This is a genomic window from Gammaproteobacteria bacterium, from assembly GCA_019911805.1.
GTDB lineage: Bacteria > Pseudomonadota > Gammaproteobacteria > Thiohalobacterales > Thiohalobacteraceae > JAHJQQ01.
Genome location: JAIOJV010000034.1, coordinates 1 through 23,954, shown reverse-complemented (window position 1 = coordinate 23,954; position 23,954 = coordinate 1). Strand labels below are relative to the sequence as shown.

27 protein-coding genes and 1 tRNA gene are annotated in these 23,954 nt (G+C 63.4%); 7 read left to right on the top strand and 21 right to left on the bottom strand.

Features of this window, described 5'->3' with window-relative positions; genetic code table 11:
- Positions 1 to 132 precede the first annotated feature (132 nt).
- Positions 133 to 486, bottom strand: a complete 354-nt coding sequence (locus tag K8I04_03035; GenBank protein ID MBZ0070696.1) for a rhodanese-like domain-containing protein — start codon at positions 484 to 486, stop codon at positions 133 to 135.
- A 203-nt stretch (positions 487 to 689) separates the two neighbouring features.
- On the opposite strand from K8I04_03035, the gene K8I04_03030 reads away from it, so the two are divergent.
- From K8I04_03030 to K8I04_03000, 7 genes are all read left to right on the top strand, one after another.
- The gene (locus tag K8I04_03030) at positions 690 to 2,135 is read left to right on the top strand and encodes a M48 family metalloprotease (protein ID MBZ0070695.1); all 1,446 of its coding nucleotides are present in this window, start codon (positions 690 to 692) and stop codon (positions 2,133 to 2,135) included.
- Positions 2,136 to 2,430: 295 nt separating this feature from the next.
- Positions 2,431 to 2,811 carry a sulfur oxidation c-type cytochrome SoxX gene (gene soxX, locus K8I04_03025; GenBank protein MBZ0070694.1) on the top strand — a complete coding sequence of 127 codons (381 nt, stop codon included), beginning with the start codon at positions 2,431 to 2,433 and terminating at the stop codon, positions 2,809 to 2,811.
- A 36-nt stretch (positions 2,812 to 2,847) separates the two neighbouring features.
- Positions 2,848 to 3,321, top strand: a complete 474-nt coding sequence (gene soxY / locus K8I04_03020; protein MBZ0070693.1) for a thiosulfate oxidation carrier protein SoxY — start codon at positions 2,848 to 2,850, stop codon at positions 3,319 to 3,321.
- Between the two features lie 54 nt (positions 3,322 to 3,375).
- Positions 3,376 to 3,690: a thiosulfate oxidation carrier complex protein SoxZ gene (soxZ, locus tag K8I04_03015; GenBank protein ID MBZ0070692.1), complete on the top strand. Its 315-nt coding sequence runs from the start codon at positions 3,376 to 3,378 to the stop codon at positions 3,688 to 3,690.
- A gap of 61 nt (positions 3,691 to 3,751) precedes the next feature.
- Entirely contained in the window at positions 3,752 to 4,588 is an 837-nt protein-coding gene (soxA, locus tag K8I04_03010) for a sulfur oxidation c-type cytochrome SoxA (protein MBZ0070691.1), read from the top strand.
- A 134-nt stretch (positions 4,589 to 4,722) separates the two neighbouring features.
- The gene (gene soxB / locus K8I04_03005) at positions 4,723 to 6,483 is read left to right on the top strand and encodes a thiosulfohydrolase SoxB (GenBank protein MBZ0070690.1); all 1,761 of its coding nucleotides are present in this window, start codon (positions 4,723 to 4,725) and stop codon (positions 6,481 to 6,483) included.
- Between the two features lie 509 nt (positions 6,484 to 6,992).
- Entirely contained in the window at positions 6,993 to 7,304 is a 312-nt protein-coding gene (locus K8I04_03000) for a hypothetical protein (GenBank protein ID MBZ0070689.1), read from the top strand.
- Positions 7,305 to 7,546: 242 nt separating this feature from the next.
- Here the strand turns inward: K8I04_03000 and tehB are convergent, their stop codons facing one another.
- From tehB to aspS, 20 genes are all read right to left on the bottom strand, one after another.
- A complete protein-coding gene (gene tehB / locus K8I04_02995) occupies positions 7,547 to 8,113 on the bottom strand; it encodes a tellurite resistance methyltransferase TehB (GenBank protein ID MBZ0070688.1) in 567 nt (188 codons plus the stop codon).
- Positions 8,114 to 8,220: 107 nt separating this feature from the next.
- Positions 8,221 to 8,296, bottom strand: a tRNA-Lys gene (locus K8I04_02990).
- Positions 8,297 to 8,377: 81 nt separating this feature from the next.
- A complete protein-coding gene (locus K8I04_02985) occupies positions 8,378 to 9,643 on the bottom strand; it encodes a YeeE/YedE family protein (GenBank protein ID MBZ0070687.1) in 1,266 nt (421 codons plus the stop codon).
- Positions 9,644 to 9,847: 204 nt separating this feature from the next.
- Entirely contained in the window at positions 9,848 to 10,525 is a 678-nt protein-coding gene (gene queC / locus K8I04_02980) for a 7-cyano-7-deazaguanine synthase QueC (GenBank protein MBZ0070686.1), read from the bottom strand.
- A 235-nt stretch (positions 10,526 to 10,760) separates the two neighbouring features.
- Positions 10,761 to 11,441 carry a 7-carboxy-7-deazaguanine synthase QueE gene (gene queE / locus K8I04_02975; GenBank protein MBZ0070685.1) on the bottom strand — a complete coding sequence of 227 codons (681 nt, stop codon included), beginning with the start codon at positions 11,439 to 11,441 and terminating at the stop codon, positions 10,761 to 10,763.
- Positions 11,442 to 11,789: 348 nt separating this feature from the next.
- Positions 11,790 to 12,608: a tol-pal system protein YbgF gene (ybgF, locus tag K8I04_02970; GenBank protein ID MBZ0070684.1), complete on the bottom strand. Its 819-nt coding sequence runs from the start codon at positions 12,606 to 12,608 to the stop codon at positions 11,790 to 11,792.
- Position 12,609: 1 nt separating this feature from the next.
- A complete protein-coding gene (pal, locus tag K8I04_02965) occupies positions 12,610 to 13,146 on the bottom strand; it encodes a peptidoglycan-associated lipoprotein Pal (GenBank protein MBZ0070683.1) in 537 nt (178 codons plus the stop codon).
- A gap of 107 nt (positions 13,147 to 13,253) precedes the next feature.
- Positions 13,254 to 14,558, bottom strand: a complete 1,305-nt coding sequence (gene tolB / locus K8I04_02960; protein MBZ0070682.1) for a Tol-Pal system beta propeller repeat protein TolB — start codon at positions 14,556 to 14,558, stop codon at positions 13,254 to 13,256.
- Positions 14,559 to 14,578: 20 nt separating this feature from the next.
- Positions 14,579 to 15,580, bottom strand: a complete 1,002-nt coding sequence (gene tolA / locus K8I04_02955; GenBank protein ID MBZ0070681.1) for a cell envelope integrity protein TolA — start codon at positions 15,578 to 15,580, stop codon at positions 14,579 to 14,581.
- 3 nt (positions 15,581 to 15,583) lie between these two features.
- Positions 15,584 to 16,021, bottom strand: coding sequence for a protein TolR (tolR, locus tag K8I04_02950; GenBank protein MBZ0070680.1), 438 nt, complete (start codon positions 16,019 to 16,021; stop codon positions 15,584 to 15,586).
- A gap of 90 nt (positions 16,022 to 16,111) precedes the next feature.
- Complete coding sequence (gene tolQ, locus K8I04_02945) at positions 16,112 to 16,786, bottom strand: protein TolQ (protein MBZ0070679.1); 675 nt, start codon at positions 16,784 to 16,786, stop codon at positions 16,112 to 16,114.
- Positions 16,776 to 17,180 carry a tol-pal system-associated acyl-CoA thioesterase gene (gene ybgC, locus K8I04_02940; protein ID MBZ0070678.1) on the bottom strand — a complete coding sequence of 135 codons (405 nt, stop codon included), beginning with the start codon at positions 17,178 to 17,180 and terminating at the stop codon, positions 16,776 to 16,778. Before ybgC ends, tolQ begins: the two co-directional genes overlap by 11 nt.
- Before the next feature lie 77 nt (positions 17,181 to 17,257).
- Positions 17,258 to 17,527, bottom strand: coding sequence for a hypothetical protein (locus K8I04_02935; GenBank protein ID MBZ0070677.1), 270 nt, complete (start codon positions 17,525 to 17,527; stop codon positions 17,258 to 17,260).
- Between the two features lie 105 nt (positions 17,528 to 17,632).
- Entirely contained in the window at positions 17,633 to 18,685 is a 1,053-nt protein-coding gene (gene ruvB, locus K8I04_02930) for a Holliday junction branch migration DNA helicase RuvB (GenBank protein ID MBZ0070676.1), read from the bottom strand.
- A 190-nt stretch (positions 18,686 to 18,875) separates the two neighbouring features.
- Entirely contained in the window at positions 18,876 to 19,472 is a 597-nt protein-coding gene (gene ruvA, locus K8I04_02925) for a Holliday junction branch migration protein RuvA (GenBank protein ID MBZ0070675.1), read from the bottom strand.
- On the bottom strand, positions 19,469 to 19,984 hold the full coding sequence (gene ruvC, locus K8I04_02920) for a crossover junction endodeoxyribonuclease RuvC (protein ID MBZ0070674.1): 516 nt from the start codon (positions 19,982 to 19,984) through the stop codon (positions 19,469 to 19,471). The genes ruvA and ruvC overlap by 4 nt, the downstream gene beginning before the upstream one ends.
- Positions 19,985 to 20,166: 182 nt before the next feature.
- Positions 20,167 to 20,910 carry a YebC/PmpR family DNA-binding transcriptional regulator gene (locus tag K8I04_02915; protein MBZ0070673.1) on the bottom strand — a complete coding sequence of 248 codons (744 nt, stop codon included), beginning with the start codon at positions 20,908 to 20,910 and terminating at the stop codon, positions 20,167 to 20,169.
- Positions 20,911 to 21,256: 346 nt separating this feature from the next.
- On the bottom strand, positions 21,257 to 21,709 hold the full coding sequence (nudB, locus tag K8I04_02910) for a dihydroneopterin triphosphate diphosphatase (GenBank protein MBZ0070672.1): 453 nt from the start codon (positions 21,707 to 21,709) through the stop codon (positions 21,257 to 21,259).
- 13 nt (positions 21,710 to 21,722) lie between these two features.
- Positions 21,723 to 21,992, bottom strand: a complete 270-nt coding sequence (locus K8I04_02905) for a hypothetical protein (protein ID MBZ0070671.1) — start codon at positions 21,990 to 21,992, stop codon at positions 21,723 to 21,725.
- A 67-nt stretch (positions 21,993 to 22,059) separates the two neighbouring features.
- Positions 22,060 to 23,835 (bottom strand): aspartate--tRNA ligase, encoded by a 1,776-nt coding sequence (gene aspS / locus K8I04_02900; protein MBZ0070670.1) that lies wholly within the window; start codon positions 23,833 to 23,835, stop codon positions 22,060 to 22,062.
- Positions 23,836 to 23,954 lie beyond the last annotated feature (119 nt).

Below are 23,954 nucleotides of genomic sequence, written 5' to 3'. Positions count from 1 at the left end.
CTGAAGTGAGTTTTCGTGGGCAACGCTATACCCGGGTTCGGCGACACAGGATCGTAAAAAGTATTGCATTTATATGCCAACTATCCGTCAAACGCAACCTGAGCACGATGACCGCCCTTGATTCGCCGGGCCTCAGGCGCAGGCGTTGCCGGCTTGCGGCAAGACCAGCGGCAACCCCTGTCGGGCCCAATCCAGCAGCCCGCCGCGCAGGTTGATGAACTGGCGTTCGCCACCGCGCGCCGCCAGGAACGCACAGGCCTGTGCAGAGCGGGCTCCCGACCGACAGCATACGACCATCGGCCGCTCATCCTGCAACCATTCATCGGCCCGCAGCGGTACGAGGTGGAGAGGGACCCGTTCGGCGCCCGCGATGATTCCTTGAGCGGTTTCCTGCGGTGTCCGCACATCGACCAGTTGCAGACTGTCCGGCGCTTCCCGCAGGATCCTGGCCAACTCTTGGCTGTCGATTTCCGGCACTCCGAACATGCGCACTCCCCCGAATCGGAACAGACATATTAGCACACACTAATATATGCTGCCTGCGATCGCCACAACCCGGCGACCCGCGACTAGCGCCCGGGATCCGCGCCCGGCGCAGGACTCTACTCCGGTGGCGGAGGAACAATCAACCGCGTATCGTGGTCTACTGATGCAACGTCATCTGTCGTGGAGAGCCCTGCCTGACCTCTATGTCCCCATTTCTGCGTCTGCTGCTGCTGGCCTCGTTGTGCCTACCGCCGACCTATCCCAGTTTTGCCGTGGATCTACCCAACATCGGCGACCCCGCCGAACGCCTGATCACGCCTGAACAGGAACACCAGCTCGGGGAGGCCTTCATGCGCCGGCTGCGGCAGAGCGTACCGTTCGTCGACGACCCCGAACTCAACGCCTACCTCGACAGCCTTGGCAGTACCCTGGTCGCCAGCAGCGACGACCCTGGACAACGCTTCACCTTTTTCATAGTGAAAGATGACGCCATCAATGCCTTCGCGGCCCCGGGCGGCTTCATCGGCACGCACAGCGCCCTGTTCCTGGCAGCACGCAACGAGAGCGAACTGGCCGGCGTGCTGGCACACGAAATCGCGCACGTCACCCAGAAGCATTTGGTCCGCGCCTACGATTCGGCGAGTCGTCTCAGCCTGCCCACGGCCGCGGCGCTGCTTGCCGCCATCCTGATCGGCACCCAGAACAGCGAGGCCGGCCAGGCCGCGATCATGTCGGTGCAGGCCGGCTCGATCCAGCAGCAGATCAACTTCACCCGCGCGAACGAAAAGGAGGCCGACCGTATCGGCATGCAAACCCTGTCGCGCTCCGAATTCGACCCCATGGGCATGCCGGGGTTCTTCGAGCGCCTCTACCAGAGCACCCGCTATTACGGCGATCGGCTACCGCCCTTCCTCAGCACCCATCCGGTCACCACCGACCGGATCGCCGAAGCCACCGCGCGCGCCGAGCAGGAGCGGCCCCACAAGGTGCGCGACAGCCTGAACTTCTATCTCGCCCAGGCCAAGCTGCGCGTGCTGACGGCGAAGGATCCCAAGCAGGCCCTGAATTATTTCTCGCAATCCCGCACAGATCCGCCGATGCCGGACGCGGCGCGCCTCTATGGCCGGGGCCTTGCCCTGGCAGCCACGGGCCACTATGCGGAGGCTCAGCAAGCCCTGGAACAACTGGCGAAGACAGATCCTGACCGTATCGCCTATCAGCTTGCCCTGGCGGGGATCGATGAGGATGCTGACCGCAACGATGCCGCGCTGACCCGCTACCGGGGCCTGCTCACCCTCTATCCCGGCAACCCGGTGATTGTCCAGGGCTACGCCCATGCACTCCTCGACAACCGCCATTTCGCGGAGGCCCAGCGGGTACTGGAGGACTTCCGGCGCGACCAGGCGCTGCCCCAACCCGGGCTCTATGAGCTGCTGGCGAAGGCCAGCACCGGCATGGGACATCCCGTTGATGCGCATGAGGCCATGGCGGAATACTATTACCTGAATGGTCAGACCCATGCGGCCGTCGAACAGTTGACGCTGGCGACCAAGCTTCCAGGCCAGAATTTCTACCAGGCCTCACGAATCGACTCGCGGCTGCAGGAACTCAAGGCCATCGCCCTGGAAGAGAAAAAAAACCAGCACTGAACGACCCTGGCACAAGGAATATATCCATCGACCATGCCGTCTAACTGTCGACGACGCGTCGGAGACTACTCCCCAGTGCAACACATAAATGCAGTGTCTATTAGTATGTTAGCTGACCCTGAGGCAGACCGGAGACAGCCTGTGGGTTTTGACTCGCCGGGATCACGGCGCTATAGTCCGAGCGTATGCCGCGCAGTACGAAATCTCTATTATATAACGATGCCGGCAAGTCCCAGACGGCTCATCGGTCATAAATCAAACCTTCACAACCACTACACCCACTGAGGAGGCAACGATGCGGCAATCCCCGAGCATCCTTTCAACCGCCGCTTCCTTGGCAGCACTGCTCGGGGGCCTGGCACTGGGCCCCTCCGCAGCAGTCGCCGCCGAAGCAGCCGCGGCATCCGTCGTAGAGCAGGGCAAGCAGATCGCATTCGACCGCAGGAAGGGCAATTGCCTGTCCTGCCATCACGTCGATGGGGGCGAACTGCCCGGCAACATCGGGCCGCCGCTCGTGGCCATGCAGGCGCGCTTCCCGGACAAGGCCAAACTCCGTGCCCAGATCTGGGATTCGACCAAGGCCAACCCCAATAGCATGATGCCGCCCTTCGGGCGCCACAAGATACTGACCGACGCCGAGATCGACAAAGTCGTCGACTACATCTACACCCTTTAGCCCCAGGCACCACGGCAACGACTAGGAGAAGCAGCAGTGACGAACATGAAACGTAGGACCCTTCTTAAAGGAACCCTGGCCGCCAGTGCCGTGGGTATGGCGATCGGTACCGGTCTGCTCACCCCGCGGGCCGTGCTGGCTGCGTGGCCCAAAGACGCCTTCGAGGCCAAGAGCGTAGACGCTGCGGTGACAGACCTGTTCGGCAGTTCGCAACTCACAGGCAGCGACAAGATCAAGATCAAGGTGCCGGATATCGCCGAAAACGGCTCCGTGGTACCGGTCTCAGTCGAAACCGATATGGACGGTGTCGAGTCGATCAGCATCCTCGCCGAGAAGAACGCTTCACCGCTGACCTCCTCGTACACCCTGGGTGCCGGCACCGAGCCCTTCATCGCCACCCGCATCAAGCTGGGCGCGACCTCGAGCGTGATCGCCGTGGTCAAGGCCGGCGGCAAGCTCTACAGCACCGGTAAAGAGGTCAAGGTCACGATCGGTGGTTGCGGCGGCTGAGGACGCCCGATCCGTTCCTGACACTCACACGATTACGCAAAAGGAAGCAATACAATGGCAAACACGATTAAGGTTCGCGCTAAGCTGGCCGGCGATGTAACCACGGTCAAGGCCCTGGTCAGCCACCCGATGGACACCGGTCTTGTGAAGGACAAGAAGACGGGCAAGGCCATCCCTGCACATTTCATCCAGGAAGTGGTCTGCGAGCATAACGGCAATACCGTTCTGACCGCACTGTGGGGCGTCGCCATCTCCAAAAACCCCTACCTGTCCTTCCGGTTCAAGGGCGCCAAGACCGGTGACAAGCTGACCCTGCGCTGGGTCGATAACACCGGCGAAAGCGACTCGCAGGAAACCGTCATCGACTGAAAAACGAGCAGATCGCGCCGCCAGGCGCGCTCTGACCACCCCACCCGAGGAGACAACGTCAATGAGAAAACTCCTGAGCATCCTGGCGGCCCTGGGGATTGCAGCGTCCCTGCCATACACGGTCAATGCCAGCCCGGAGCAGGACCTGAAGGACTTCCACGCCTACTTCAAGAAGCGCTTCCCCAACGTGCCGCTTGAGGAGTATGCCAACGGCGTCTACGCCATCGATGCCGAATCCCGGGCACAGTGGGAGTCCATCGAGGACTTCCCTCCCTACGAGCTCAACATCGACAACGGTAAGAAGCTGTTCGAGACACCCTTCAAGAACGGTAAGACCTATGCGAGTTGTTTCCCGAACGGTGGCATCGGCATCCGCCAGAACTACCCGCTGTTCGATGCTGCCACCGGCGAGCTGGTCACGCTGGAGGGCGCCATCAATGCCTGCCGTGAGGCCAACGGTGAAAAGCCCTATGGGTGGAAGAAGGGCCCTATCGCTGACGTCTCCGCCTACATGGCCTACACCTCACGCGGCAACGAGATGAACATCGTGGTCCCCAACGATCCCCGCGCACTGGCCAACTATGAGCGGGGCAAGCAGCACTTCTATGCCAAACGTGGCCAGCTCAACATGGCCTGTGCGGACTGCCATGTCACCAATGCCGGCAACTACGTCCGTGCCGACCTGCTGAGCCCGGCGATGGGCCATGTCACGCACTTCCCGGTCTACCGCTCCAACTGGGGCGAACTGGGAACCCTGCACCGCCGTTATGGCGGCTGCAACGAGCAAGTGCGGGCGAAGTCGTACCCCGCGCAGAGCGCGGAGTACAAGGCCCTCGAGTATTTCGAGTCCTACATGAGTAACGGTATCTCCGTCAACGGCCCGGGCTCCCGCAAGTAAGCACGATCCGTCGTGAACCCGGCCTGGGCCGACCAGGCCGGGTTCCTTCGTCCTCAGAGCCAAGGCCCATTGGCGAGGCCATCCGGCGGCCGAACACCGTCCCTCCGTAGTCCCCGCCCTTCTGGAGAGCAGCAATGACCATTTCACGGCGTGAATTTCTACAGATGCTGGCGATCGCCGGTGCCGCGGGCGTCAATCTGTCCGGGTGCGACTCCGGCTCCGAGAAGGCCTCCGGTGGCATTAAACCCGCCAAGGGGCCGAGCGATCTGTACGAACTGCCATCGTTCGGCAACGTGTCCGTACTCCACTACACCGACTGCCACGCGCAGCTCCTGCCGGTGTATTTCCGCGAACCGAATATCAATCTCGGCGTCGGCGGCATGGCCGGCCAACCGCCACACCTGGTCGGCGAGGCCTTTCTGAAGCACTACGGTATCCAGCCCGGCACGCTCGAGGCGCACGCCTTCACCTACCTCGATTTCGTCACGGCGGCGCGCGAGTTCGGCAAGGTCGGCGGCTTCGCCCATCTCGCGACCTTGATCAAGCGCATCCGCGCCCAGCGCCCCGGTGCCCTGCTGCTGGATGGTGGCGACACCTGGCAGGGTTCCGCCACATCGCTGTGGACCAACGCCCAGGACATGGTCGACGCCCAGCTCCTGCTGGGCGTGGACATCATGACGCCGCACTGGGAAATGACCTACGGCGCCGAACGCGTGCGCGAGATCATCGACAAGGACTTCAAGGACCGCATCGAATTCCTCGCCCAGAACGTGCTCGACAACGAATGGGGCGAACAGGTCTTCAAACCCTACGTAATCCGTGAGATCAATGGCGTGCCCACCGCCGTCATCGGGCAGGCCTTCCCCTACACGCCCATCGCGAATCCGCGCTACATGATCCCCGACTGGAGCTTCGGCATCCGTGACGAACGCATGCAGGAGATGGTCGACAAGGCCCGCAAGGAAGGTGCCCAGGTAGTGATCGTGCTGTCACACAACGGCATGGATGTGGACCTCAAGATGGCCAGCCGCGTCAGCGGTATCGACGCCATCATGGGTGGTCACACCCACGACGCCGTACCCGCACCGGCCGTGGTCTCGAATCCCGGTGGCAAGACGCTGGTCACCAACGCCGGCTCCAACAGCAAGTTCCTCTCGGTCCTCGACCTCGACGTCAAAAACGGCCGGGTCAGCGACTACCGGTATCGACTGCTGCCGGTGTTCTCGAACCTGCTGCCGGCGGATGCCGACATGGCCGCCTACATCGACCAGATACGCGCACCCTACAAGGACCAGCTCGACGAACAGCTCGCGACCACCGACGATCTGCTCTACCGCCGTGGTAACTTCAACGGTACCTTCGACCAGCTCATCTGCGACGGCCTGATGGCAGTGACCGGTGCCCAGATCGCCTTCTCGCCCGGTTTCCGCTGGGGCGTGAGCGTGCTGCCGGGCGAGCCCATCACCATGGACCAGCTGATGACCCAGACGGCCATCACCTATCCGAATACGACGCTCAACCCCATGACCGGTGCACGCCTCAAGGAGATCCTGGAGGACGTTGCCGACAACCTGTTCAACCCGGATCCCTACTACCAGCAGGGCGGCGACATGGTACGTGTGGGCGGCCTGCAGTACAGCATCGATCCGACGGCGGAGATGAATCACCGCATCGGTGACCTGCAACTCGACGGTAAGCCCATCGATGCCGACAAGGAGTATCTGGTCGCCGGCTGGGCCAGCGTGCAGGAGACGCCGGCCGGTGACACCGACAGGCCCGTCTGGGACGTGGTGGCGGAGTATCTGCGCGATGTGAAGACCGTCAGCGGCATCCAGCTGAACGAACCACGCATCAAGGGCATGAGCGACAACCCGGGCTACGCGCCGTTGAGCTGACACGGACAGGCCGGACCGGCACAAAAAAGCCCGCAGGTTCGCATGCGGGCTTTTTTGTGGCCTTTCGACACGGCGCCACCCGATGGCGCGGGGTGCAGCAGACGAAATATCGTAAATGGTGTCGTATAACAATCAAGCAGACAAAACATGTCCTCCAATATACCTCGACGCTCGATGGGTGCTCCGGTGGCGTGGCTCGATCGTCGTCCGGGACGATCACTGTGTGCGGAGAGAGCTTGTTCGCCCGCCCTTGCTCCGGGTACCACCGCAGGCTCAGCCGCCACGCCACCTTGCCCCTGACCAGCGTCCTCGGATCCCAAACCCCGGTCTTTCGCTCAACCGTCACGGCACCGTCGATGCCCGCCATTGAATGAGGGAATTACCGGATAACCCTCGTTGCCGCAATCGTTTATGCTCGCGCTGCTTTTTTCCACTACTCTATGAGGATCCTACGAATGACTATTGCCAGTTTGAAACGTTACACAAAACTCGCAGTCGTACTGGGCGCCATGCACTTCGCCAGCGCAGCTTATGCGGCGGATGCGTATCTGGAAATAACACTGAAAGTTGATGACGCAGATCGCGCAAACGCGGCCGCTGTCTACACCAAGTACAAGCAGCCTTTCCTGGACACAATCCCCGGCGCGACCTCCAAAGAGCTGCTGATCCGCACCGACGACGTACAGGTTCTGCACGGTTTCTCTTCCGAGGCCGAGGCGCAGCAGTACCTGACAAGCGAGCTGTTTACCAAGGATGTCGTGGGCGGTCTGAGCCCTTACCTCAAGGCTGACCCAGAAATCCGTATCTACAAATCGATGTAGTCGCGGATCTCCGACGTTGCTGCCGCCTGCCTAACCTGTATCAGATCGCAGCATCGAAGGAGCTGGCAAGCGTGGCCATGGGTACGCCTATGGCCATTTTTTTGCCGATAATCTATAGCGCCAGGTAATTCCCCGGGTATGGAATTGGACTCTAAATGACGCTGCTACTCAAGATGGGGCGACGTCGTCTCTTGCAAAAAGTTAGCTATTTCGAGGCCGGGCGGCCCTTATCATTAATTTAGTTAACTGGGCTTCCGCGCCAACATGGTCGCAAACTGCAATTGTGCGCCGTTGTGCATCGTACCTACGTCTTCATTGTACTTAATCAGCTCCCAGCCCTCATAAGCTTCACGCAACTGCCCTGCGTTTAGGGTAAACGGAAAGCTAACTGGGCATGGGTGCTCTGCAGTGCTCATGGCGCAAACAATGAGGTTATAACCACTGGGCAGAGTACGCTCTTGCATGTCGGCAATCACAGCATCAACACGACCTAGGTCAAGAAACATGAGGGTTACCGTGCAGGCAATAAAGCCATAGTCCACACCGAGGCTCGCATGGTTAATGTCGTACACTTCAGCCTTAATATTGGTCAGCCGCTCTTCATTAATAATGTTTTGCAGCATATCAATGGCACCGGGGTTAGCATCTATCGCCGTAACGTTAAACCCGAGTTGGCCGAGGTACACAGCATTACGCCCATTTGAACAGCCCATGTCTAACGTATTACACGGCGCAATAATTTGGCACGCCTCTATCACTTCACTATGCGCAGGATTCAAGCCGTAACGGCTATTGAGATCAACTGTCATGGTAACCACTTCGTTTTTGAAATGAGAGCGGGCTTCTATGCGGCCTCTCGGTTCCACATAAAATGCCTTGGCGAGAATACTATAACGCCATGAATTATATTATAAATTGGTGGGTCGTGTAGGACTCGAACCTACGACCAAGAGATTAAAAGTCTCCTGCTCTACCACCTGAGCTAACGACCCCCGTGGTTGGAAAGCGGGACATGATACCCGAGCCGGGGTTGCACGAACACCCCGGCCGGCCCGTGCCCCAGCGCGTGAGGGTCAGACTGCCTCGAGCCGGCGCATGCCCTGCGGCAGCAGCCGCAGGTCCACCAGGGCAGTGATCAGCGCCGCCGGGAGGCTCGCCTCGTCTTCGTAGACCATGCGGTAGTACTGCACCTTCATGGTCAGGGCACTGCCCAGGACGATGCCGCCGAAGGCGATGAAGGAGCCGATGGCGAGCACAGAGATGCCGGTGATCCCCTGACCGATGGTGCAGCCCAATGCCAGCACGCCGCCCAGACCCATCAGCAGGGCGCCGATGAAGTGGTTGACGAAGTCGCGCACACTGGCGAACCACTCGAAGCGGAAACCGCGACTGACCAGCGCCCACAGAAACGAACCCAGGAGCACGCCGAACAGCGACATCACACCGAAGGTCAGATAGGTGCTCTTCATGCCCGCGGACACGTAGCCGAGGGTCTGCCCCATGGGATTGACGAAGGTGAACGACTGCGGGCTGAGGGGTCGCGTATCGGCCGGCTTGCCTGCGGGGGAGTCGGCGAGGAAGTCCCACTGCTGGGCGTATTCGCGCGGCGCATACTGCTCGCCATCCAGATCGATGAGTACGTTGCTGGTGAGATACCAGGCGCCCAATACCGCCAGACCGACCACCAGGCCGCCGAGGATATTGTCGAAACGGCCGCGGAAATCGGCCGACTTGAATACGTACACCAGCAACGCCAGACCCAGTACCCCGCCGATGGCGAGGCGCAGCAGCGGGGCGTTCGCGGTGCCGCCGAGCACCGCGCCCAGATCCTGGCTGGTCTTGAGGTTGACCGCCAACGGCCGGATCCAGTCGTAGAACAGCAGGGTGAACAGCGTCTGGTCACTGCCGGGGAAGGGGTTGACCATGAAGTAGGCGACCACGGCGATCACCAGCAGCACCAGCACCGATTTCAGGTTGCCGCCGCCGATGCGGATCAGCGTCTTGTTGGCGCAACCGCTCGCCAGCGTCATGCCAATACCGAAGAGGATGCCGCCGAGAAGATTCTCGGCCCAGATCAACTGGCCCGCGCGATAGGGTGGGAAGGCGTCGCCCGGCGCGACCAGCCCGCTGTATTCGAGGCCGGCCACCCCCAGCATGGCGATGGCGATGGCGAACACCCAGGCGCGAAAACGGCCGGTATCGCCCATATTCACCCAATCCGAGACCGCGCCCATGGTACAGAAGTTGGTCTTGTTGACCACGAAGCCAAGGATCACCGCGATCGCAAAGCTTCCCCAGAGAAAGGCCGATTGGGCCGTGGCGAAATCGTCGAAAACCATGATGTCAGTCCCTCATGCTGGGCACGTCTACGCACCCGTCTCTACCAGAAAGCGCCGGTGGCCGGCCACCGGCACCACACGGACAAGGCCATACCCCCACAGGCGCCTTCAGCATCGGGAATGTACTGTTTCCCCGTGCCTTCCGTGTGTTCCAGTGACTGAAATGTCCTTTTCGGCATGATAAGCCATTACCCGCCGGCCGACTCAATCCGCCACATAGCGGGTGGGATCCGGCACACCGGCGGCGATGAAGCCTGCGGCCCGCAGCCGGCAGGAGTCACAGCACCCGCAGGCCCGGCCCGCAGCATCCGCCGCATAGCAGGACAGCGTCAGACCATAATCCATCCCCAACCCTATCCCGGTACGGATAATCTCGGCCTTGCTCATCCGCATGAGCGGCGCGTGGACGTGAAAGGCGGCACCTTCCACGCCCGCACGTGTGGCTAGATTGGCTAGACGCTCGAAGGCGGCGATATATTCCGGGCGGCAGTCCGGATAGCCGGAGTAGTCCACGGCGTTCACACCGATGAAGAGATCCCGGGCGCCCAGCACCTCTGCCCACCCCAGGGCCAGGGCCAGAAATACCGTGTTGCGCGCCGGCACATAGGTCACGGGGATGCCCTCGGTGGGCGCCTGCGGAACGGCGATAGCCGGATCGGTCAGGGCCGAGCCGCCGATCGTGGCCAGATCGAGGCCGATGATCTTGTGCTCGACCACGCCCAGGGCCGCCGCCACCCGCCGCGCCGCCGCCAGCTCCACACGATGCCGCTGCCCGTAGTCGAGGCTCAGGGCATGACAGGCGAAGCCCTGATCGCGCGCGATGGCGAGTACGGTCGCGGAATCGAGTCCGCCGGAGAGCAGCACAACGGCCTTGGCTTGCATGCGCAGTCCTTCGGGATTGCCGCCGGGATTTCAATCCGCAGCCCGGGTGCGCGGACAGGCCCGCCCGGGCCTGGCGCCGAACCTGTTCAATGGCCACGGAAACACACGGAATGACACGGAAGACGCTACTGCGTTGGGTTTTCGTTCCGTGTATTTCCGTGTGTTTCCGTGGCCATTTGGTCTGTCCGCGCACCCGGGCTGCGACCGGACCGCGCCTCGGCACAGCCCGCGCCTACTATTTCCCGGGGCTATCGCCCCACAGGTATTTGTGCAGCTGGATCTGGAAGCGTACCGGCAGGCGGTCTGCCACGATCCAGTCCGCCAGCTCGCGCGGCGCGAGCCGTCCCTGCACGGGGGAGAACAGGACCTCGCAGATCTCCGGCAGCTCATACTTTTCGAGCTGCCCCCGGGCCCAGTCGTAATCGGCACGGTCGCAGAGCACGAACTTGATCTGGTCGCGGGGATTGAGGTGCTCCAGATTGCAGTAGCGGTTGCGCTCGACCTCGCCGGAGCCGGGTGTCTTGAGGTCCATGACCTTGACGACGCGCGGATCGACGCGCGCCACGTCCAGGGCGCCGCTGGTCTCCAGCGACACCGCATAGCCCGCGTTGCACAGCCGCGTGAGCAACGGCAGACAGGCCTTCTGCGCCAGCGGCTCCCCACCAGTGACGGTGACATGGCGCACGCCGAAGTCCGCCGTGCGCGCCAGGACGTCATCCAGCGACCGCCACTCGCCGCCCTGGAACGCATAGGTGGTGTCGCAATAGCCACAGCGCAGTGGACAGCCGGTCAGGCGGATAAAGACCGTCGGCCAGCCGACACTGCGCGACTCGCCCTGCAGCGACAGGAAGATTTCGGTGATCCGCAGACGCCCCGCCACCGGGGCATCCGCCACCACAGACGCCGTTTCGTTCATATGCGCAGTTTACTACAAGCGTACCGCGCTCCCGAAAGGCCCTGGAATGGCAATAGTCACGAACCTCAAAACCGGATTTTTACCACAAAGGACACGAAGGACACGAAGGAAATCAAAATCGTCTTGGCCGCAAAACCCAAAACCAGAACTTTTACCACGAAGGACACGAAGGACACGAAGGAAACCAAAATCGTATTGGCCGCAAAACCCCGTAATTCACAAAAAAAACCAAAAAGTCAGCACCCACCCTTATCGGCCTTCGTGGGTTTCGTGGCAATAAGATTTCCTTCGTGTCCTTCGTGTCCTTCGTGGTAAAAGTCCGGCTTTGAGGTTCGCGACCAATAACGCCTACCGCCCCTCGCGGGTCATACGCTGCAAGCGTTCGCCGGCCAGCCGCGCGGCGGTGCTGTCGGGATATTGCTGCACCAGCGCCTCGAGCACGGCACGCGCCTCTTTCCAGTTGCCCTGTTCGTAGTGGATGTAGCCGATCTTGAGCTGCGCGTCCGGGACCTTGGGGCTGTCGGGGAAAGCCGTAATCAGCGTATTGAACTCGTCCAGGCTGGGCTGGAACTGCCGGGTGACGTAATAGGTTTCGGCCAGCCAGTACTGCGCATTGCCCGCATAGCGACCGTTCGGATAGGTGGCCAGGAACTGCCGATAGGCCTCCGCCGCCTCGGCATAGCGGCCTTCGCGCAGGATGGTGAGGGCCTCGTCGTAGGCCTTCCCCTCGGCCGCGGGGTCATCGGCAACGGCGGCTGCCGGCGCAGGCGCGGTCGGCATGCCCGGAGGCGCCGGGGCCACATCATTCAATGCAGGCGGTGGAGCGGCGGGCATGCCGGGGACCACGGTCGGATCGGTGGACACACCCGGGCGACCGGCCTCCAGCTGCTGCAGTCGCCGGTCGATGTCCACGTACAGGTCGCGCTGGCGCTGCCGCAGCTGCTCCAGCGTATGGCCCTGCACCTCGACATCACCACGCAGCTGCTGGAGATCGCGCTGCAATCGCTGCACCTGTGCGAGCAGGTCCACCAGCCCCTGGCTCTGCAGCAGGCCCTCGAGCCGCTCGACCCGACTCTCCAGGCTGGGCTCGCGCGCAGCGGGCACCGCCGCGCTGCCCAGCGCCGCGGCGAGCAACACCACTGCCCGGGTCGCGTGACGGACCCTCATCTCACTGCCCCTGATAGATCAGCTCGACGCGTCGGTTCTGGGACCACGCCGATTCATCATGACCGTCGACCGCCGGCTTCTCCTCGCCGTAGCTGACGGTGCTGATCTGCTGCGCACTCACGCCCTGCAATTCCAGCATGCTACGCACAGCCTGCGCGCGGCGGTCGCCCAGACCGATGTTGTACTCGCGTGAGCCGCGCTCATCGGCATGGCCCTCGAGCACCACGTGCACGGTCGGGTTCTGAGCCAGGTACGCGGCGTGATTGGACACCAGCTCGCGGTCGGCGCCACGCACTTCACTGCTGTCGAACTCGAAGTAGATGACGCGCTGATACAGCGGGCTGGCGGGATCGTCGATGGACATACCCTGGAACATGCCACCGGTGCCGTAGCCTTCACTCACGGCGCCTTCCTGGGTCGCCCCCATGCCACGGTCGTCGATCGCGACATCACCGTCGGCCTTCTTGCCCATGCTGCTGCAGCCGCTGACGAGTGCCACGACACAGGCCAGCAATACCGGTTTCCACATTGCGTACATAACACTCTCCTCAGATCGTTGATGGTCAAAATCCATATTCCAGATGCCAGGTGCCAGAACCGGGGTTCGCACTGGCACCTGCTTGCCGCGACGCTGGCAGCTGGAACCTAACGCGGCAGGAACGGCGACCAGGCGGGCTCCCGTACGTCACCTTCCTGGAATCTCAGCCGCTGGCCGAAGCGGCCATCGACCGAACTGGCCGCCAGCACGCCGCGATTACCCGATTCGCTCGCATACAGGACCATGCGACCATTGGGCGCGAAGCTCGGCGACTCATCCAGACTGCCCTCGCTGATCACCTGCAGCAGCCGGCGATTCAGGTCCAGTACGGCGACGCGGAACCGTCCGCCGGTATCGCGGTGCACGAAGGTCAGGCGCTGGCCGTCGGCCGAGACATCGGCGCTGGCGTTATAGTTACCCTCGAAGGTGAGCCGCTTGGGCGCACCGCCGCTGACGGCCACCTGATAGAGTTGCGGGCCGCCACCGCGGTCGGAGGTGAAGACGAGACTGTTCCCGTCCGGCATCCATACCGGCTCGGTGTCGATGGCCGGTGACTGGGTGATACGCCGCAGGTTGCCGTCCGCCAGGCGCAGCACGTAGAGCTCCGGGTTGCCGTCGCGCGACAGTGTCAGCGCCAACCGCGACCCATCCGGCGACCAGGCGGGCGCACCATTGATGCCGGCGAAGGCCGCCACCTGCGAACGCGTGCCGGTGCGCATGTCCTGCACATAGATCTCTGCACGGCGTTTCTCGAACGACACGTAGGCGATGCGTTGTGCGTCCGGCGACCAGGTCGGTGACATGATCGGCTCCTTGGAACGCACGATGGTCTGCGGCCCGTAGCCATCGGAATCGGCGACCTGCAGCTCGTACTGCTTCGCGTCACCGGCACGCTTGACAGTCACATAGGCGATGCGCGTGTTGAACGCACCGCGCTCGCCGGTCAGCGCCTCGTAGACCAGGTCAGCGATATAGTGCGCGGCGCGGCGCAGTTGGGTGCGGCTCGCCGGCACGCTGTAGGCGGTCACCTGCCGGCCACGCAGGACGTCGAGCACCTGGAACTGGATGGTGTACTGGTCGGCACCGGCCGGTTCGATATGCCCGATGACGAGATTGTCGACGCCCAGCAGCCGCCAGTCGCGGTAGTTCACCTGGGCCGCCTGGGTCGGACGCGACAGCATATCGGCCGGGGCCAGCGGGGCGAACCGGCCACTGCGCTGCAGATCCGCGGCGACGATGGCACCGATGTCCTCCGGCAGGGCCTGCGGGCCGGCCCAGCCGAAGGGCACTACGGCGATCGGCAGGGCGCCCTCGACACCTTCGCTGATCTCGATGGTCAGGGCGGCCTGCGCCGCCGTCCCGAAACCCCACAGGGCCAGCGCCACGATCAGGTCACGTAGAATTCTTGGCATCATCCTCAATCCTTGCTCTATCACCTGGGCACAAATACGAAGCGCAGCGTCCGGAAGCTTTCGAACAGCGCCGGGTCGGGCGGCAGTGGCAGAGGTGCGGCGCGGTACACCGCATCCTCCACCGACCGGTCGAACACCGGATCGCCGCTGCTCTGCACGATCTGCACCCGCGCGACGTCGCCACCCGGAATCAACTGTACCTGCACCGTGCAGGAAAGGCCCTGCCAATTCAGCGGCTGGCGCCAGTTGCGCCTGACCTGTGCCTGGATGGCGCCGACATACTGATTTACCAAACGCTGATTGGCCTCTGCGCGTGCCGCGTCCCGCGCCGCGCGTTCCGCTGCCAACTGTTCCTGCAGGGCCTTCTCCGCAGCCTTGCGCTCCGCCTCGGCCTTGGCCTTGGCCTCTGCTTCCGCTTTGGCCGCTGCCTCCGCCTTGGCCTTGGCTTCTGCCTCCGCTTTGGCCTTGGCCTTCGCCGCGGCAGCCGCCTGCGCCTCAGCCTCGACCCGGCGTTTGGTCTCTTCCTCCGCCTTGCGCCTGGCCTCGACCTCCATCTTACGTTTGGCCTCCAATTCCGCCAAACGCTTCTCTTCGGCCTGCTGCTTGCGTGCCAGCTCTTCCTGCTGCCGCTGCGCCTCGACCGTCTTCTGCTGCTCCAGCTTGCGCTGGGCCTCCTGTTCCTTGAGCCGCTGCGCCTCGGCCTCCTGCCTCGTCTTCAATTCCTGCAGGCGCTGCTGCTCGCGCTCGCGGCTGGCCTCCGCCTGCCTGGTCTGTGCCTCGATCTGGTGCAGGCGCTCGGCCGCCTCGCGCTCCTTCTTCGTCTCAGCCTGCTGGAGGCGCTCCAACTCGGCCTCGAGCTTGGATTCGTCGACGACGATTGCCTGCACCGGTTGCGACTGCTGTGGACCGCCGGCCGGCTCGAGGGTCCAGTCCAGGCTGAAAATGAGCATGCCGATCAGCGCCAGATGCACCAGCACAGCGTACAGGAAGGCACGGGGGTGATCCTTGACGACCTGAAACATGGATCAGCGCCCACGCCTGGGCATCGTACCCTCGGTGACCAGGCCGACATTGGGCGCGCCCGCCTGCTGCAGCAGCACCATGGCGCGCACCACCGTGCCATAGTCGACGCTACGGTCGCCACGTACCAGCACCGGCGTCGTCGGCTTGCGGCGCAGCACCGCTGCCGTGCGCTGCACGATGGTCTCTTCGTCGAGCGCCGTCTTGGGGTCGCCCCCCACGTTCAGGTAATAATTACCCTCAGCGTCCACACTCAGTTCCAGCGGCTCGCCCTGATCGGGCGGCAGCGGCGTGGCGCTCGCCTGCGGCAGCTCCACCTGGACGCCCTGCTGCAACAACGGCGCCGTCACCATGAAGATCACCAGCATGACCAGCATCACGTCGATGTAGGGCACGACGTTGATCTCGGCCATGGGGCGTTTGCGGATGCGTTGTCTGGCCATGTCTTCAGGCGCCCCAGTCTGGCACGATGGCACCGCCCACGCCTGCGACGGGCACCTCAGATTCGGCGCTGGCGGGTGCGAGCGGCACCATCAGTTGTGTACCTGGCGCATCAGGATGGAGGAAAACTCCTCCAGAAAGTTGTCGTAGCGGTTGATCAGGCGCTCGACATCGTTCGAGTAGCGGTTGTAGGCGACCACCGCCGGGATGGCCGCGAACAGACCCATGGCGGTCGCCACCAGCGCCTCGGCGATACCCGGCGCCACCATGGCCAGGGTCGCCTGCTGCACATTGCCGAGGGCGCGGAACGAATTCATGATACCCCATACCGTACCGAACAGGCCCACGTAGGGACTGGTCGAGCCGACCGTCGCCAGAAACGACAGGTTCATCTCCAACCGATCGATCTCGCGCGACAGGGCCACCCGCATGCAGCGCTGTACGCCCTCGATCAGTGCCTGGGAGTCATTGCCGGACTGCTTGCGCAGACGGGCGAATTCCTTGAAGCCGGCCTCGAAGATATCGGCCATACCGCGCGCCTCATCGGGCGCCTCGGACACCTCCTTGTACAGTGTCCCCAGGTCGCCGCCCGACCAGAAGCGCTTCTCAAAGGTGTTGGCCCCCTCGAGGGCATCGCCCAGGGCACGCCATTTATGGAAGATCATGGTCCAGGAAATGACCGATATGATGGCCAGCAGTGCCATGACCACCTGCACCACCGCACTTGCACCGGTGATCAGATGCAGGATGGACATATCAGTCGACATCGACGATCTCCTTCAGCAGCTCTTTCGGGATGGCCCGGGGACGGAAGACGGCGCTGTCCAGACAGGCAATCTGGATACGGCCTTCACACAACAGCTCGTCGCCACGCAGCACGGTCTGGGCGAAGCGCAGGCTGACGCGACGGCGCTCGATGACGCGTGCCGTGACCTCCAGGGCGTCGTTGAAGCGTGCGGGACGCTTGAAACGCAGCTCGGCCTCGGTCACGGCAAAGATGATCCCCTGCTCGCGGACCAGGCGGTCCTGCTCGACCCCCAGGCTGCGCAGCCACTCGGTACGGGCCCGCTCCATGAAACGGAGGTAGTTGGCGTAGTAGACCACGCCGCCAGCGTCGGTATCCTCATAGTAGACACGCACCGGCCAGCGGAATCCTCGCATCCTGCCTGTTCTCCCCGCCTGTCCCCATCGATGCCGCAGCCCAGCGGGTGCCGTGCCCCGCGATTCAGTGGCATAGCTTACCGGCGCGCGCGCAGCCTATCCAGCAAGGACAGGAACTCACGGTGATCGATGCGCCAATCGTGGTCCCGATCCGCCGTCCTGACCGCCTGCGCCCATTCCGGGTGCAGCTGCAGCTCGCGGCTGTCCAGATAGCCGTCCCGGTCCTTGTCGAGAGACAAGAACCAGCGGGTGGGAGTTCCGGCATCGGGGTACAGGGGGTCGGCGACCAGGCCCTGCCAGGGCATCCACAGCAGGACGGGGAGCACTACGGGGAGCACTCGCAACATACGTTTCGGGAAAGATCCAGCAAAAGATGATCGTCCCCGGCAGCGCCGGGACACCCGGGGAGTCGCGCACAAAAACCAGCTCCCCGCGGGCGCGAGTATATACGCCTATTTTTCGACGGCGTCAAACAGCGACGGGCTGTCGGGGTCGCTCGAGCGTACCGGCGGCTGCAGGCCGAAGTGCAGATAGGCCTTGCGGGTGGCCATGCGTCCGCGCGCGGTACGCATCAGGAAGCCCTGTTGAATGAGGTACGGCTCCAGCACATCCTCGATGGTGCCGCGCTCCTCGCCGATCGCTGCGGCGATACTGTCGACGCCGACCGGCCCGCCGTCGAACTTGTCGATGACCGTCGTCAGCAGGGTGCGGTCCATGGTGTCGAAACCGTGGCTGTCGACACTGAGCAGATCCATCGCCTGATGCGCGATGTCGGCGTCGATGTAGCCGCTGCCCTTGACCTGGGCGTAGTCACGCACCCGCCGCAGCAAGCGGTTGGCAATCCGCGGGGTGCCGCGCGAACGCTTGGCGAGCTCCTGCGCGCCTTCCGGCGTCGTCGCCACGCCCAGGATGCCCGCCGAGCGCAGCAGGATGCTGGCCAGATCCGCCTGGTTGTAGAACTCGAGACGCTGCACGATGCCGAAGCGATCACGCAGGGGTGAGGTGAGCAGGCCCGCGCGGGTGGTGGCGCCGATCAGGGTGAACGGCGGCAGGTCGAGCTTGATGGAGCGCGCCGCCGGCCCCTCGCCGATCATGATGTCGAGCTGGTAGTCCTCCATCGCCGGATAGAGGATCTCCTCCACCACCGGGCTGAGCCGGTGGATCTCGTCGACGAACAGCACGTCGTGCGGTTCCAGGTTGGTCAGCATGGCTGCCAGGTCGCCGGGCTTCTCCAGCACCGGCCCGGAGGTGTGGCGCAGATTGACGTTCAGCTCGTTGGCAACGATGTGCGCCAGCGTCGTCTTGCCCAGGCCGGGCGGCCCGAAGATGAGCACGTGATCCAGCGCCTCACCACGGGCCCGCGCCGCGCCGATGAAGATCTCCATCTGGGCGCACACCTGTGGCTGGCCGACGTAATCGGCGAGCAGCTTCGGCCGGATGGCGCGATCGATGCGCTCCTCGTCGGTGGAGGCGGCATGGGGGTCGATCAGGCGGTCGGTGGTCATGCGGGGAAGATACCCGATAGGCGGCCGGAAGCGAACCCTGTCCATGCGCCGATACCGGCGACGCAGCAGAGGTTTTCGTAGGGTGCGTCGGCGCAGCGACGCACCAGGATCTCCGCCGTGCGCCACGTCCAGGCTGCGCCTCGACGCCCCCTACGCCTACGACTATCGCCTCCCCGTAAGGAGCAGCGGGTTATTTCGCGGCCGCCTGCAGCGCGCGGCGGATGATCTCCTCCACACCCAGCCCCTTGGCCTCGACGCCGCGGACCATGCGCGCGGCATCGGGTGGCTTGTAGCCGAGTGCGATCAGGGCGCGGACCGCCTCCTCCACCGGGTTGACCGGGCCGCTGTCGATGGCCGTCGGCAGCCCCGTAACGCCGCCCATCCCCTTGTCCAAGCGGTCGCGCAACTCCACCACCAGGCGCTCGGCGGTCTTCTTGCCGACGCCGGGCACACGGATCAGTGCGGCGGTATCGTTGTCCTGGATGCAACGCACGAAGGTGTCGGCGCTCATGCCCGACAGGATCGCCAGCGCCATGCGTGGCCCGACGCCGCTGACCTTGATCAGAGAGCGGAACAGCGCCCGGTCGGACAGGCGCAGGAAACCGAACAGCGTGTGCGCATCCTCGCGCACCACCAGATGGGTATGCAGGGTGACCTCGGCGCCGGTCTCGGGCAGATCGTAGAACGTGGTCATGGGCGCCTCGATCTCGTAGCCCACACCGTTGACGTCAATGAGCAGCACCGGGGGGTGTTTTACGACCAGCCGGCCACACAGAAAACCGATCACCGGAAACGCCCGCCGCGCGCGGCGCGCGCACCGGGGATCCTGCTCAGTGTCTGGCGCATGTGGCTGTGGCACAACGCGATGGCGAGGGCATCGGCCTGGTCGGGCTGGAGCTGCGTGGTGAGTTTCAGCAGCACGCGCACCATGTGTTGGATCTGCTCTTTGGTGGCGCCACCCTTGCCGACGATGGCCTGTTTGACCTCACTCGGGCTGTATTCGGCGATGGTGGGCACCGTACCCACGGCAGCACAGATGGCCGCACCGCGCGCTTGACCGAGTTTGAGCGCCGAATCGGCATTGCGCGCCATGAATACCCGTTCGATGGCGAGTTCCTGTGGCCGCCATTCCGCGACCAGCGCCTGCACTGCTGAGAAGATCACACCGAGTTTTTCCGGCAGCGCCGCGCCGTCGACCTTGATGTGACCGCTATGCAGGTGGCGGCAACACGGCCCATCGACATCGATGATGCCGAAACCGGTAATCTGGGAGCCGGGGTCGATGCCGAGGATGCGCATAAAATCAGGTGCTAGGTTCTAGGGTCTAGGGATCGTAGCATGAGCCGGATACCGACGGTGATTTTCCCCGGCCCTGACTTCTAGAACCTAGTGAGTGTCGGGTGCGTCGGCGCAAGCGACGTGCCGCGGATATGCGGGTCCGGTGCGTCAGGCTGCGCCTCGACGCACCCTACAGCTGCACGTCACAGCTGCGCTAGTATGTCCTCGGCGATGTCCGCGTTGGAGTAGACCTGCTGGACGTCGTCCAGATCCTCCAGTGCATCCAGCAGCTTGACCATGGAGGTGGCGGCCTCGATGTCCAGCACGGCGCTGGTGCTGGGGCGCATGGTCACCTCGGCCTGCTCGGGCGGAAGCCCGGCGGCGATCATGACCTCCTTGACCTGACCGAACTCGGCCGGATCGGTGAGCACATCGACGGAGTCATCGTCGTTGCTGACGACATCCTGGGCGCCGGCCTCCAGCGCCGCCTCCATGATCTGATCCTCATCGCTGCCGGCCGGGTAACTCAGTACGCCGTGCGGAGTGAACAGGTAGGCCACCGAGCCATCGGTGCCGAGGTTGCCGCCGTGCTTGGCGAAGGCATGGCGTACCTCCGAGGCGGTCCGGTTGCGGTTGTCGGTCATGCAGTCGACCATGACCGCGGCACCGCCGGGGCCGTACCCCTCGTAGCGGATCTCCTCGTAGTTCTCACCCTCCTGCGCCCCGGCACCGCGTTTGATGGCACGCTCGATGGTGTCCTTGGTCATGTTGGCGCCCAGCGCCCTGTCCACCGCCAGACGCAAGCGCGGATTGGCGGCGGGATCTGGATCGCCGCTGCGTGCGGCGGTGGTGATCTCACGGATCAGTTTGGTGAAGATCTTGCCACGCTTGGCATCCTGGGCGTTCTTGCGGTGCTGGATATTCGCCCATTTGCTGTGACCTGCCATGACTGCCTCATTCGGTGTTCGGAACGGGCTGATTCTAGCACCGGAACAAGTTGAACCGCCAAAGCGCCACAAAAGACACGAGACGAACCGCCAAGACGCCGAGGTCGCCAAGAAAGACGGGATGAACCGCCAAGGCGCCAAGACGCCAAGAATGATCAAGTCGTACACTGGGGTTGAACCACGAACCAGCAGCCAAGATCGTTCGCTACTGTGTCCAGAATCAACACAAAACCTAAAGAAAGTATTTTCTTGGCGTCTTGGCGCCTTGGCGGTTGAAAAAGATTTTCTTGGCGTTCTTGGCGTCTTGGCGGTTCAAAAAGATTTTCCTAGGCACCTTGACGGTGCACTAGTCGCTCCGAGCGGCCGGTATACAGGCCAGGATGGCGTCGCGATTGGTATGGGAGCTCGCGAGCACCAGCGCCTCGCTGTGGGCGACCCAGCGGTAGTCCAGGTGTTCACGGGGATCGATCCGGACGGCTGCCCGGGCGGGCAACTCCAGGCTGAAGACATGCTCGATATTGTGCGTGACGTCCGCCGCATAGCGGCCCCGCCAGGCCGGCAGGAGGGGGAAACGGTGGGTGATGTGGCAGTCGATCAGCGCCGCATCGGCGGCCAGACCGGTCTCTTCGAGCAATTCGCGCCGCGCCGCCTGCCCCGGCGTCTCATCCCACTCCAGGCTGCCGGTCACCGACTGCCAGAAATCGTCCGGCGTACGTCGGCGCAGCAGCAGCACCTCGCTGGCGGCGGTGTAGACCAGCACCAGGACAGATTCGGGCCGCTTGAAACCGTGCGATGTCATTCGATGTGAATCGCTAAGACAGATGAGGCGAACCGCCAGGGCCGATGAGACGAACCGCCAAGACGCCGAGGTCGCCAAGAAAATCTTTTTTAACCGCCAAGGCGCCAAGACGCCAAGAAAATACTTGTGTTAGGTTTTGTGCTGGTTCTGGACGTAGTAGCCAACGGTCTTGGCTGCCGGTTCGTGATTCAACGCTTGCGAACAACTTGATCATTCTTGGCGTCTTGGCGCCTTGGCGGTTCACCCCGTCTTTCTTGGCGTTCTTGGCGTCTTGGCGGTTCACCCCGCCTTTCTTGGCGACCTCGGCGTCTTGGCGGTTCGTCTCATCGGCCCTGGCGGTTCACATCAACCTACTCCGCCGCCTTCGCCCGCAGTCGGATGCCGAGTTCGCGCAGTTGTTTCTCGTCGGCCGGCGACGGGGCGTCGGTGAGCAGGCAGGCGGCGGTCTGGGTCTTGGGGAAGGCCATGACGTCGCGAATCGAGTGGGCATCGGCCATGAGCATCACCAGGCGGTCGAGGCCGAAGGCGATGCCGCCGTGCGGGGGGCAACCGTACTTGAGGGCATCGAGCAGGAAGCCGAATTTCGCGCGCGCCTCGTCGGGGCCGATGCCGAGCAGATCGAACACCGCCGTCTGCATGGCCTCACGATGGATACGTATCGAACCGCCGCCGAGCTCGGTGCCGTTGAGCACCATGTCGTAGGCGCGCGACAGCGCCTCGCCGGGATTGCCTCGCAACGCCTCGGCGTCGTCGCTGTCCGGCGCGGTGAATGGATGATGCAGTGCCACCCAGCGGCTGTCGTCCGCGTCGCGTTCAAACATCGGAAAGCCGACCACCCACAGCGGTGCCCAAGTGCCGATCAGCAAGCCGCGGTCGTGACCGAGCCGGATGCGCAACGCACCCAGCGACTCATTGACCACACGGGCCTGGTCGGCACCGAAGAAGATCAGGTCGCCATCGGTCGCCCGGGTGCGTTCCATGATGCCCGCGATGGCGGCATCCGGGAGAAACTTGAGGATCGGCGACTGCAGACCGTCACGGCCTTTGGTCACGTCGTTGACTTTGACGTAGGCCAGGCCCTTGGCGCCGTAGCGCGAGACATACTGTGTATAGTCATCGATCTCCTTGCGCGACAGACTGCCGCCCTGCGGCAGGCGCAGGGCGGCGACCCGACCCTGTGGATCGACGGCCGGTGCGGAGAACACCTTGAAGTCCACAGCGCGCATCAGATCGCCGACATCGACCAGCTCCAGCGGGATGCGCAGGTCCGGCTTGTCGACGCCGAAGCGGCGTATGGCCTCGGCGTAGGTCATGCGCGGAAACGGCTCAGGCAGGTTGACGTCCAGCACCTCCTTGAACAGCCCACGCAGCATGTCCTCCATGAGGCCCATGATCTCGTCCTCATCGAGGAACGAGGTCTCGATGTCGAGCTGAGTGAATTCCGGCTGGCGGTCGGCGCGCAGATCCTCATCGCGGAAGCAGCGCACGATCTGATAATAGCGGTCCATACCGCTCATCATCAGCAGCTGCTTGAACAGCTGTGGCGACTGCGGCAAGGCGAAGAATTCACCGGGGTGGGTGCGGCTCGGCACCAGATAATCGCGCGCGCCTTCCGGCGTGGTCTTGGTGAGGATCGGGGTCTCGATGTCCAGAAAGCCGCGCTCGTCCAGGAAGTGGCGCAACTGGCGGGCGATGCGTGCGCGCAGCTGGAGGCGCTGCTGCATGACCGGCCGGCGCAGATCGATGTAGCGATAGCGCAGCCGCAGCTCCTCGCCGATCTCATCGTCGTCGATCTGGAAGGGCGGTGTCTCGGCGGTATTGAGGATGGTCAGTGCCCCGCCCAGGATCTCGACCTCGCCGGTCGGCATGGTCGGGTTCTCGGTCCCGGCCGGACGGCGGCGGACCGTGCCACGCACCTGCAGGACATATTCGCTGCGCACCCGCTCGGCCACCTGGAAAGACTCCGGGGCGTCCGGGTCGAACACCACCTGCACCACACCCTCACGATCGCGCAGGTCGATGAAGATCACGCCGCCATGATCACGCCGACGGTGTACCCAGCCGCAGATGCTGATGTCCTGATCGATATGGGATGCGTTCAGCCGCCCACAGTAATGGGTACGCAGGGAACTCATGGACGTGATCGCCTCCGGGCGCGCATGCGGGAAATGAAAAGAGGGGATGGTACGGGGTCGGGCGGAGGCGGGCAACCGGGATTCGGGATTCGGGATTCGGGATTCGGGAT